We start from the raw sequence: 12,997 nt of genomic DNA on the forward strand, positions 1-12,997 counted from the left end.
CTTTTTCATGAATCATTTTAACAACATACTATCTGCTTGTTTTTTTCTATTTGCATTTAGCAATTTTCTTTTTGCCCAATCACCACAACTCATTAACTATCAGGCGATTGCACGCAATTCATCTGGACAGCCTTTGGTCAGTCAAAACATTGGGATTCGGCTTTCCATACACCAAAGTACTGCTGCGGGAACGGTGCAGTATCAGGAAACGCATAATGTTACCACCAATACACAAGGTTTATTTAATGTACAAATCGGCAATGGAACGATAAATGCCGGTACTTTTTCTGCCATTACCTGGACTGATGGAGAAAACAAATTTCTTCAAATAGAGTTAGATCCCGATGGTGCAGGTGTAGAACCCTATACTGATATGGGAACACAACAATTGGTCAGTGTACCTTATGCGCTGTTTGGAGCTGAAACAAAATGGGTAAAGGTAAACGGTTCTTCTACCAAAGTAGGGAACAGTGGTTTTGCAGTAATCGGTTCAGGCAATACTTCTGTAGGTTACAATGCTTTATTAAGTACTTTGGGTGGCAACTGGAACAATGCGCTTGGAAGGGAAGCAATGTATAGTAATACCACCGGGGCAGATAATACCGCTATGGGCGATATTGCGCTTCGGTATAACACAATTGGGGTGAAAAACACCGCTATAGGTTCCGAAGCATTATACAATTCAATATCAGGCAGTGGTAATACCGCCATTGGTATGGCAGCACTACGCTCTAATACTACCGGCTTTTCCAATGTAGCCCTGGGGGTGAGAGCACTCCAACAAAACACTACCCGGAGCAATTTGGTAGCTGTTGGCGACAGTGCTTTGTTCAATAACGGAACAGGAGCTACTACTATGGCACATGCAACAAAAAATACTGCACTTGGCTCTAAAGCTTTATACTCCAACACCATTGGCGATTCTAATACTGCCACAGGAAGTGGTGCGCTCTATTCAAACACAACAGGATACCATAATACAGCGAATGGAAGCAATGCGCTCTATTCAAACACAACAGGATACTATAATACTGCGAATGGACACTATGCGCTCTGGTTCAACACCGAAGGATACAATAATACAGCGAATGGACACATTGCGCTCTTGTCCAACACCGAAGGATACCATAATACCGCATGTGGAAAAAGTGCGCTAGCTTCCAACACTACTGGAGCCGCAAATACGGCGAATGGATTTGCCGCGCTCTTTTATAACGAAACAGGAAACTTCAATACAGCTATTGGACAATATGCATTATTTGAAATTTCGACTTCCAGCAACAACACAGCTATTGGGTATAGGGCAGGTGAACACAGCAACAACGCATCAAACTGCACAATGATTGGGTTTCAAGCAGGAAGGGATGGAATTAATTTTAGCAACAGCACTGCCTTAGGCTACGATGCTCCTATCACCGGCAACAATCAGGTCAATATCGGGAATACGTCAATTAGTTCAATTAAAGGGCAGGTCAGCTTTACCACCTACTCCGACCAACGCTACAAAACCAACGTGCAAACCAATGTAAAAGGATTGGATTTTATACTTAAACTTCGCCCCGTTACTTACCAAATCAACGCCACGGGGTTAGACCGTTTTTTGCATAGCGGCTATACCCCCCGCGAAAAAAAAGACGAACAAGCTGAACTAATAAACCAACAGGCACTGGCACAAAAAGCATCCATCACCTATTCCGGTTTCCTTGCACAGGAGGTAGAGCAGGCCGCCCAAGCCGTAGGGTTTGAGTTTAGCGGAGTGGATAAACCCCAAAATGAACGCGACCTGTATGGACTGCGGTATGCCGAGTTTGTGGTGCCCTTGGTAAAAGCCGTACAGGAACAGCAGGTAATGATTGAAACCCAAAGCAAAACCATTGAGCAGTTGCAGCAAGACAATACTTTTCTAAAAGCCGAGTTGCAACAAATCAAATCCTTGTTGTTGAAAAAATAGAATAAAGTGCTTGATTGATTTACTGAATAAGCAATTCATATAATACATGGTGGTATAAATTTATTTGTTAAGCTTGCTTGTTATCTAATAAAAATGCTAACTTGCAAAACAAATATATTATTTAACCACAACACTTTTTCATGAATCATTTTAACAACATACTATCTGCTTGTTTTATTCTATTTGCATTTAGCAATTTTCTTTTTGCCCAATCAACACAACTCATTAACTATCAGGCGATTGCACGCAATTCATCTGGGCAGCCTTTGGTCAGTCAAAACATTGGGATTCGGCTTTCCATACACCAAAGTACTGCGGGAACGGTGCAGTATCAGGAAACGCATAATGTTACCACCAATGCACAAGGTTTATTTAATGTACAAATCGGCAATGGAACGATAAATGCCGGTACTTTTTCTGCCATTACCTGGACTGATGGAGAAAACAAATTTCTTCAAATAGAGTTAGATCCTGATGGTGCAGGTGTAGAACCCTATACTGATATGGGAACACAACAATTGGTCAGTGTACCTTATGCGCTGTTTGGAGCTGAAACAAAATGGGTAAAGGTAGGTAGCAATAATACTAAAGTAGGTGATAGTGCTTATACCTTAAGCGGTAATGCAAATACTGCCAATGGTCGCAACGCCCTCAACAGTAATACTAATGGTAATTATAATACAGCTTTTGGTAGTGGAACACTTTCTGCCAATAGCACCGGCAATTCTAATGTAGCGGTAGGAACAAGAGCTTTAAATTCAAACACCACTCAAAGCAATTTAGTAGCCATAGGCGATAGTGCATTGTATAATAATGGTATAGGTGCAATGGAAAGTTTTGAAGCCACAGCAAATACAGCCGTTGGCTCAAAAGCTATGTTTGCAAACACAACCGGATTTTCAAATACTGCTCAAGGCAGTAATGCCCTTTTAAATAATATTGGAGGTGCATATAATGTTGCCCTTGGAAGAAGTACCCTTTATTTAAATACATCGGGCGACAACAATACCGGTTTAGGAGCTTTGGCAATATTCAGCAATACTACAGGCGATAACAACACCGCAACAGGTTTTTCTTCCCTTTACAGAAATGAAACAGGTGAAGATAACACTGCCATAGGTGCATCCTCACTTTTTTTTAACGAAAACGGCTCCGATAACACCGCAGCCGGTAAAGATGCGCTTTATTCAAATACTTCCGGTATCAACAATACGGCGTTAGGGTGGAGAGCTTTATTTACCAATATTACCGGTAGTAGCAATACCGCCGTTGGTTATAGTGCAGATGTTTCAAACAACAATTTAACCAATGCCACCGCTATAGGATATAATGCCATAGTTAATGCCGGCAACAAAGTTCGAATAGGTAATGCTGCAGTTACATCGGTTGAATGCCAAACAGGCATTTGGGCACCCAGCGATGCCCGTTTTAAATTTAATATTTCTGAAAATGTTGTCGGTTTAGACTTTATAAACAAGCTTCGTCCGGTAACATATCAATTCGATACCCGAAAATTCGATGAGTTTTTAATGCAAAATATGCCTGATAGCATTAAAACAAATAGATTAACCCAACAAGATTATACCCCAGGTACTGCCATTCTTCAAACAGGTTTCATAGCACAAGAAGTAGCTGAAGCAGCCCTAGCCAGCAATTATCCGTTTAGTGGTATCCGTCCTCCTTCTTCCAAATGCGATAATTACAGTATTAGTTACTCTCAATTTGTAGTGCCCTTGGTAAAAGCCATACAGGAACAGCAGGAAATGATTGAAACCCAAAGCAAAACCATTGAACAACTCCAACAAAAGGCTGAAGTAGTAGATGCATTAAAAGCCGAGTTGCAACAAATCAAATCCTTGTTGTTGAAAAAATAGAATAAAGTGCTTGATTGATTTGCTGAATAAGCAATTCATATAATATCTGGTGGTATAAATTTATTTGATAAGCTTGCTTGTTATCTAATAAAAATGCTAACTTGCAAAACAAATTTATTTTTTAACCACAACACTTTTTCATGAATCATTTTAACAACATACTATCTGCTTGTTTTTTTCTATTTGCATTTAGCAATTTTCTTTTTGCCCAATCACCACAACTCATTAACTATCAGGCGATTGCACGCAATTCATCTGGGCAGCCTTTGGTCAGTCAAAACATTGGGATTCGGCTTTCCATACACCAAAGTACTGCTGCGGGAACGGTGCAGTATCAGGAAACGCATAATGTTACCACCAATGCACAAGGTTTATTTAATGTACAAATCGGCAATGGAACGATAAATGCCGGTACTTTTTCTGCCATTACCTGGACTGATGGAGAAAACAAATTTCTTCAAATAGAGTTAGATCCCGATGGTGCAGGTGTAGAACCCTATACTGATATGGGAACACAACAATTGGTCAGTGTACCTTATGCGCTGTTTGGAGCTGAAACAAAATGGGTAAAGGTAAACGGTTCTTCTACCAAAGTAGGGAACAGTGGTTTTGCAGTAATCGGTTCAGGCAATACTTCTGTAGGTTACAATGCTTTATTAAGTACTTTGGGTGGCAACTGGAACAATGCGCTTGGAAGGGAAGCAATGTATAGTAATACCACCGGGGCAGATAATACCGCTATGGGCGATATTGCGCTTCGGTATAACACAATTGGGGTGAAAAACACCGCTACAGGTTCCGAAGCATTATACAATTCAATATCAGGCAGTGGTAATACCGCCATTGGTATGGCAGCACTACGCTCTAATACTACCGGCTTTTCCAATGTAGCCCTGGGGGTGAGAGCACTCCAACAAAACACTACCCGGAGCAATTTGGTAGCTGTTGGCGACAGTGCTTTGTTCAATAACGGAACAGGAGCTACTACTATGGCACATGCAACAAAAAATACTGCACTTGGCTCTAAAGCTTTATACTCCAACACCATTGGCGATTCTAATACTGCCACAGGAAGCAATGCGCTCTATTCAAACACAACAGGATACCATAATACTGCGAATGGACACTATGCGCTTTGGGCCAACACCGAAGGATACCAAAATACAGCGAATGGACACAATGCGCTCTGGTCCAACACCGTAGGATACAATAATACAGCGAATGGACACAATGCGCTCTGGAATAACACCGAAGGATACAATAATACAGCGAATGGACACTATGCGCTCCAGAACAACACCGAAGGATACCATAATACCGCATGTGGAAAAAGTGCGCTAGCTTCCAACACTACAGGAAGTAGAAATACGGCGAATGGATTTGCCGCGCTCTTTTTAAACGAAACAGGAAACTTCAATACAGCTATTGGACAATATGCATTATTTGAAATTTCGACTTCCAGCAACAACACAGCTATTGGGTATAAGGCAGGTGAATACCTCAACAACGTATCAAACTGCACAATGATTGGGTTTCAAGCAGGAAGGGATGGAATTGATTTTAGCAACAGCACTGCCTTAGGCTACGATGCTCCTATCACCGGCAACAATCAGGTCAATATCGGGAATACGTCAATTAGTTCAATTAAAGGGCAGGTCAGCTTTACCACCTACTCCGACCAACGCTACAAAACCAACGTGCAAATCAATGTAAAAGGATTGGATTTTATACTTAAACTTCGCCCCGTTACTTACCAAATCAACGCCACGGGGTTAGACCGTTTTTTGCATAGCGGCTATACTCCCCGTGAAAAAGACGAACAAAGTGAATTAATGAACCAACAGGCTTTAGCGAAAAAAGCATCCATCACCTATTCCGGTTTCCTTGCTCAGGAAGTAGAACAAGCCGCCCAATCGGTAGGATTTGATTTTAGCGGGGTGGACAAACCACAAAACGAACGCGACCTCTATGGGCTTCGTTATGCCGAGTTTGTAGTGCCCTTGGTAAAAGCCGTACAAGAACAGCAGGAAATGATTGAGCAGCAGAACAAAACCATAGCGCAGTTGCATAATGAGTTACAGCAAATAAAATCCTTGTTGTTGCAAAACAAATAACCTTCAGGCATATTTGCTTTGTAGCTTAATTTCCAATAAGCCAATCAGAATAAGTCAGTATTATATTTAGCATAATTAGTATTGATAAAAATCATTGAACAAGATGATTGAAGTCAATTTCTATACTTCAAAATAATACTACATTTAATTGACAGATTTTGTTTCTTAAATGTGTAAATTTATAGTATGCGAATTCAATCTTTTGTTATTGCCTTTTTGTTTCTTATTGGCTTAGGCATTCGGGGTTATGGTCAGGCACCACAACTCATCAATTATCAGGCTGTTGCCCGCAATTCTTCGGGGCTGGTTTTAGCTAATCAAAACATTGCAGTCCGGCTTTCTATTCACCAAAGCACTTCAGTAGGAACGGTACAGTATCAGGAAACACACAATCTTACCACCACTTCGTTAGGTTTATTCAACCTGCAAATTGGAGCCGGGACAGCCAACACCGGCACTTTTTCTGCCATTACGTGGCCTGATGGAGAAAATAAATTTCTGCAAATTGAATTAGATCCCGATGGTTCCGGCGCGCAACCTTATATCAATATGGGCACCCAACAATTGGTAAGCGTTCCTTATGCAATGTATAGCAATAACACAAACCTTATTAGAACAAACAGCAATAACCTCGCTATAGGTCCTACGAATTATAATTTAACCGGTAATGTAAATACTACTACAGGTATTAATGCCTTAGCTAACAATACTACTGGAAACAGCAATACTGCTTATGGGTACAATGCACTATATTCCAACACCTCAGGTATCACAAATGTTGCGAATGGTAGTTATGCTCTTTCTTCCAACACTACAGGATTTGCCAATGCGGCTAATGGAAATTTTGCTCTTTATTCCAATACCACTGGTTACGGTAATACTTGTAATGGAAAAAGTGCTCTTTATTCCAATACCACTGGTTACGCAAATGTTGCAATTGGTGTTCGAACTTTGTACAATAATACCACACAAAGCAATCTGGTAGCTATAGGTGACAGTGCATTGTTTTACAATGGGTTTGGGGCTACCTTGAATTTTCACGCTACTTATAATACGGCCATAGGCAGCAAAGCCTTATTTAACAATACAATAGGTGATGGGAATACTGCTACTGGAAAAAATACGCTCTATACTAACACCACGGGATACTATAATACAGGAAATGGAAGAAGTGCTCTTTTTTCCAACACCACAGGAAATTATAATACGGCGATTGGAATGCAAGCTCTATTTTTAAATACCACTGGAATCAGCAATACTGCAAATGGATTTAACACTCTTTATTCCAACACTACAGGAGAATATAATACCGCAAATGGAAGAAGTGCGCTCTATTCCAACACTACAGGACACTTTAATACTGCGAATGGAAGAGGTGCTCTATATTTCAATTCAACAGGTTACTCTAACGTGGCAATTGGCGTACTTGCTTTGTACAATAATAGCACAAGAAGCAATTTGGTAGCTGTAGGTGACAGTGCATTGTTTTACAATGGGATTGGGGCTACCATTTCTTACCACGCAACGCAAAACACTGCTGTAGGAAGTAAATCCTTATTTAACAATACTATCGGTGATGAAAATACAGCTACCGGAAGTAATGCACTATTTTCCAACACTACTGGATATTTTAATACCGCGTATGGAAGTCATGCTCTTTATGACAACACCACAGGGTATTTCAATACGGCTGTTGGACGGTATGCTTTATCTCAAAATACTACAACCAACCGAAACACTGCAATTGGGTATGCAGCCGGTGAACTCAGCAACGGCGCATCAAACTGCACAATGATTGGTTATCTGGCGGGAACTGATGCAGATGGATTTACCAACAGCACTGCCTTAGGTTACAATGCTCCTATCACCGGCAACAATCAGGTCAATATCGGGAATACGTCAATTAGTTCTATTAAAGGGCAGGTTAGTTTTACCACCTACTCCGACCAACGCTACAAAACCAACGTGCAAACCAATGTAAGTGGACTGGATTTTATACTCAAACTTCGCCCGGTAACCTACCAAATCAACGCCACGGGGTTAGACCGTTTTTTGCATAGCGGCTATACTCCCCGCGAAAAAGACGAACAAGCTGAACTAATAAACCAAAATGCACTGGCTCAAAAAGCATCCATCACCTATACCGGCTTTCTTGCTCAGGAAGTAGAGCAGGCCGCCCAAGCCGTAGGGTTTGAGTTTAGCGGAGTGGACAAACCCCAAAATGAACGCGACCTGTATGGACTGCGGTATGCCGAGTTTGTGGTGCCCTTGGTAAAAGCCGTACAGGAACAGCAGGTAATGATTGAGGAGTTAAAAAAAGAAATCGTGGAACTCAAAAAACAAGTATCGGAAAATAAGTAATTGATGTTACGCAGTCGTTTCATATCCTCTCCGGCAATCTCTTTTTTTGATATATTCCAAACCCCTGCAAATCTTAACTCGCAGGGTTTGACCAACCTTATTACCTTAATAATCGGGCAAGAACTAAAAAGTGAAAAACTAAAAGTGAAAAACTAAAAGTGAAAAACTAAAAGTGAAAGAAACCTTATTACCTCGTATGTTTGCCCGATAGATGCAAAGTAGTGCTTTTTAAGATAGAAGTGCTATTATGTGTGGGTTAAGCTCGGAAAGAGGAGAGGCATTATTACCTTGATAATCAAACACAAAGATATATCGCAAATAAGAATTCCCCCCTCTTTCTTTTTATACCTGTTCAGAAGACCGAATAGTATTTTGAGATATCGATCATCTAAAGGATGAAAAAGCATAATCTCGGATAGAAATGCGAGGATGGTTGGAGTGAGGTATTAGGTAGTTTAACCCATTTTTTTCACTTTAAATCTTGCATAAGATGAAGAAAAAAGGAACTGAGAACTTGGGTGCTAAAAGAATAGTGCCACAAAAAGAAGTTATTGGCATAGATGTATCTTCTAAGAGCCATTCGGTTCGTATTGGATACAAACTGCCTATAGAGGAAACGGTACATATTGGAGAGGAAAAGACCTTTGCCAATGATGATCAGGGTCATGAAGCCTTGTTAGCGTATGTTACTAAATTCACCCACCCAGACTGTACTAACCGTGTTTTTGTGATGGAAGCTACGGGCATTTACCATGAGGATCTGGCTTATTATTTGGACAAGTCAGGAGCTTTTGTAACTGTTGTATTGCCCAGTAGAGCGATGGCATACAAAAATCGGAAAATGTATTGTCAAAAACCGATGGTATAGATGCCCGCTTACTTGTTAAAATGGGCTTGAGAAGACCTTAGCCCGTTGGGAGCCGCCATCAGCAGAGGTGTACGAACTCAAACAACTTTGCAGAGAACATGGTCGGTTAATAGCGGATAAAACAGTCGTGAAAAATCGTACACATGCCATGCTAAGGTCTTCCATGCCCTCTAAATCAACGCTTGGACGAAATCAAGAGTCTGTCAATCTCCTACAAAAACAGATAGAGGCGGTAGAAAAAGAAATGGCACTATTGGTTAGTAAACACAAGCCATTGTTAGAGGCAGTTAAGCGTGCCGTCAGCATTCCGGGTATTGGGCGCATCACGGCTACGATTGTGCTGGCTGAAACTAATTTGTTTAAGAATTTTAACAATGCCAAGCAAGTTACCAAGTACACAGGACTTGATATAGTACAAAGAGAGTCCGGCACTTTTAAAGGCAAACAACGCATCTCAAAGCACGGAAATAGTTTTTTGAGAGCAAGACTCTATATGCCGGCACTATCAGCAGTAAGGTATAATATGCCTATCAAAGACTTGTTTGACCGAATAACTGACAAGAGTGGCATAAAAATGAAAGGCATCACGGCTGCAAGCAGGAAACTGCTCTGTTTAATGTGTTCCATGGAAAAAAACAAAAAAGATTTTGATAGTCATTACCATCAAAAACGGGTAGAAGCTACTACTGCCAAATCGAATAAGCTTGCACATTGCCTGTAAAAAAAGAAAACAGTGCAAGTTCTAAAAATGCAAATACGTTTGCATAATAATAACGCTATCTAAAATTACCAACGGGTAAACAGATTTAGCGTATATATTGTAAGTGTTCATACAAAACAAAAGTAGCAAGAGAATTAACTCTTGCTACACAGGATAGCTATGTCCTAAACGAATAGTCACAACTTCCAACAGCAAAATTAAAACTTTTTTAAAAAATCCTAAAAAAATTTATCAATTCCCTTTGAAACTAACATAGTATCTTATTTAGCGGATGATTTCAAGTTTTTCAATAAGGTAATAAGGTTGGCAGCACTACTAATTATCATGTTATTACTACGGTAATAAGGTTAAACAAAACCCAATGAAAATAGCCTTGCCATAATTTAAATAAGTCCGGTTTGTTTCGGGGAGGAGAGTAAGAGTGAGTTAAAAACATAATTTTATGTAACATCAGTAAGTAATTCAAACTGCCAATTCCTAAAAAAGCCGGTTTGTTTTTAAAATGAAATACAAACTTTCGCTTATCTTGTAGCCGATATAAGCTTACTCACTCACCCTTTTTAATAATAAACTATGTTTTCCAAATTTCCACGTTTGATTGTCCTGATTTTTGCAGTACTACTCACTGCAACTTTTTCCAATTGCAAAAAAGACGATTCTGAAGATCATATTCACTACTTTGAACCCTCATCCGATGTTCAGACAAAATTGCAGGAAACACTTATTACCATGAACGATGGAGATATCATTCACCTTCGTGAGGGCACTTACAATTTTACAGCTACTTTATCGGTTGACGACAAGAAAAACATTATCATCCGCGGCGAAGGCGCAAACAAAACTTTACTGTCATTTGAAAATCAGGTCAGCGGTTCAGAAGGGTTGAAAATCTCGAATTGCGAACAGTTGTTGCTTTTCAGCTTTACCGTTATGGACACAAAAGGCGATGGCATTAAAGTGAAAGATACAGATGGTCTGAGTTTTGTAAGTGTTGGCGCACTTTGGAACGGAGAAGCTGATGAGTCTAACGGAGCTTATGGGCTGTATCCGGTTACCTGCTCCAATATCCTGATTGACGAATGTTATGTTAAAGGCGCTTCAGATGCCGGAATTTACGTAGGTCAAAGCGAATATATCATCGTCCGAAATTCGACTGTCGAATATAATGTGGCAGGTATCGAAATTGAAAACTGCAACTTTGCAGATGTTTACGAAAACACGGCAAGAAACAATACAGGCGGGATCTTAGTCTTTGATATGCCAGGACTAACGCTTAAAAATGGTCGTCAATGCCGTGTGTTTAACAATGAAGTAACCGAAAACAACTACCGTAACTTTGCTCCCGAAGGGAATGTGGTGGGAAATGTACCTCCCGGCACCGGAATTATGATTATGACTTCCAAAGAAGTGGAGGTTTTCAACAACACGATTACCAACAACAATGTAATGGGGTTAGGAATTGTCAGTTATCTGGTATTGGAATATTTCGATTCCAACCTCAGCTATGACGACCCTGCTTATGTGCCTTATGTTAAAAACATTTATATCCACGACAATACATTTACCCGTTCCACAACTTACCCTTCCGAACTGAACGACATTGGAACTATTCTAACTATCCAATATCCGAACGGCGACATCCCCGATATTATTTATGATGGTATCGAAAATCCCGAATCGGCAGGTATCGAAGAAGACCGGATTTGTATTATGAATAATACCGGTGCTGCATTTGTTGACATAGATGCCGAAAACTTTTTTGCAGGAAAAAGTACCGATATTACCCCATTCCTCTGTACACAAAACCCACTGCCTGAAGTTGTGATTTCGGCACCAACACCTTAAAAAAAGGGAAGTATCCCCTGATATATACCCCATTAAATGCCTGCTGAATGAGTATTCAAGCAGGCATTTTTAATTTATTCTGTTACAATCCTTAATAGACAAGACACAGAAGGTCTGTCAAACGTTCTACACCTATGGTAGTCTTTGGAATTGAGTTTGCCGTCAAAACACAAAACTTTGCGGTCTTTGTGAATAACCTTCCCCCTTATGCGGTAAACCGTACAGACACAGAAAAAGAATACGAAACCTACGGAACTTAATATTATAAAGATTAAAATCACTATAAAATAGCCAATTAGTGCATTTCCTCTTAAAAAACCTAACAATGCCCATGTTTAACCTTTCCATGACCATCTTTGACCTTTCCATGACCATGTTTAACCTTTCCATGCCCATCTTTGACCTTTCCATGCCCATCTTTGACCTTTCCATGCCCATCTTCAACCTTTCCATGACCATCTTCAACCTTTCCATGACCATCTTCAACCTTTCCATGCCCATCTTCAACCTTTCCATGCCCATCTTCAACCTTTCCATGCCCATGTTTAACCTTTCCATGCCCATGTTTAACCTTTCCATGCCCATGTTTAACCTTTCCATGCCCATCTTTAACCTTTCCATGACCATCTTTACCTTTCCATGACCATCTTTAACTTTTCCATGACCATCTTTAACCTTTCCATGACCATCTTTAACTTTTCCATGACCATCTTTAACCTTTCCATGACCATCTTTAGCTTTTCCATGACCATCTTCACCATTTAACCCCCTTTTCTAAACAATTTCAGGAGAATTGACTATACAGGCATTGAATATTTTATACTCAACTGCTTGGGTAAAGGAAGAAAAGGCCGCTATACGTTGCTCTCTATCAAAACCCTTGACCTATTGCGAACTTATTTTAAGGAATACAAGCCTAAGGAGTGGTTGTTTGAAGGACAAGAAGGCGGGCTGTATTCGACAAGAAGCATACAAGCATTTTTTCAGGAAATTTGCAAAAAAGCAGGGATAAAAAGAAAGTAAGTGTTCATACTTTGCACCACAGTTTTGTAACTCATCTCTTGGAAAACGGGACAGATTTACACTACATTCAGGTATTGTTGGAACACGAAAGTTCTAAAACCACAGAGGTTTATACACAAGTAACCACCAAAGGGTTTAACCAAATTAAAAGCCTGTTAGATAATTTGGATATATAATGTTGAATGTTTAACTTTGTCTGTGTTTTAGAATGTCCTGTTTATCAGAATTTTAAAACCAAAG

8 protein-coding genes and 1 pseudogene are annotated in these 12,997 nt (G+C 40.1%); all 9 read left to right on the plus strand.

The features are described 5' to 3' along the window. Positions 1-7 precede the first annotated feature (7 nt). The 9 genes and pseudogenes from IPM47_19205 to IPM47_19245 all read left to right on the plus strand — a co-directional run bounded on the left by IPM47_19205 (position 8) and on the right by IPM47_19245 (position 12,933). On the plus strand, positions 8-1,951 hold the full coding sequence (locus IPM47_19205; protein ID QQS28941.1) for a tail fiber domain-containing protein: 1,944 nt from the start codon (positions 8-10) through the stop codon (positions 1,949-1,951). Between the two features lie 140 nt (positions 1,952-2,091). Next, positions 2,092-3,825: a tail fiber domain-containing protein gene (locus IPM47_19210; protein QQS28942.1), complete on the plus strand. Its 1,734-nt coding sequence runs from the start codon at positions 2,092-2,094 to the stop codon at positions 3,823-3,825. A 140-nt stretch (positions 3,826-3,965) separates the two neighbouring features. Continuing rightward, positions 3,966-5,939 (plus strand): tail fiber domain-containing protein, encoded by a 1,974-nt coding sequence (locus tag IPM47_19215; protein QQS28943.1) that lies wholly within the window; start codon positions 3,966-3,968, stop codon positions 5,937-5,939. Positions 5,940-6,125: 186 nt separating this feature from the next. Beyond that, positions 6,126-8,300, plus strand: a complete 2,175-nt coding sequence (locus IPM47_19220; protein ID QQS28944.1) for a tail fiber domain-containing protein — start codon at positions 6,126-6,128, stop codon at positions 8,298-8,300. A 490-nt stretch (positions 8,301-8,790) separates the two neighbouring features. Beyond that, on the plus strand, positions 8,791-9,168 hold the full coding sequence (locus IPM47_19225) for a transposase (protein ID QQS28945.1): 378 nt from the start codon (positions 8,791-8,793) through the stop codon (positions 9,166-9,168). Between the two features lie 127 nt (positions 9,169-9,295). Beyond that, positions 9,296-9,889: an IS110 family transposase gene (locus IPM47_19230; GenBank protein ID QQS28946.1), complete on the plus strand. Its 594-nt coding sequence runs from the start codon at positions 9,296-9,298 to the stop codon at positions 9,887-9,889. A gap of 573 nt (positions 9,890-10,462) precedes the next feature. Next, positions 10,463-11,734 carry a right-handed parallel beta-helix repeat-containing protein gene (locus IPM47_19235; protein QQS28947.1) on the plus strand — a complete coding sequence of 424 codons (1,272 nt, stop codon included), beginning with the start codon at positions 10,463-10,465 and terminating at the stop codon, positions 11,732-11,734. A gap of 325 nt (positions 11,735-12,059) precedes the next feature. Then, the gene (locus IPM47_19240) at positions 12,060-12,377 is read left to right on the plus strand and encodes a hypothetical protein (protein QQS28948.1); all 318 of its coding nucleotides are present in this window, start codon (positions 12,060-12,062) and stop codon (positions 12,375-12,377) included. 149 nt (positions 12,378-12,526) lie between these two features. Beyond that, a pseudogene (locus IPM47_19245) lies at positions 12,527-12,933 on the plus strand (tyrosine-type recombinase/integrase). Positions 12,934-12,997 lie beyond the last annotated feature (64 nt).

This window comes from Sphingobacteriales bacterium, assembly GCA_016700115.1.
Taxonomy (GTDB): domain Bacteria; phylum Bacteroidota; class Bacteroidia; order Chitinophagales; family UBA2359; genus UBA2359.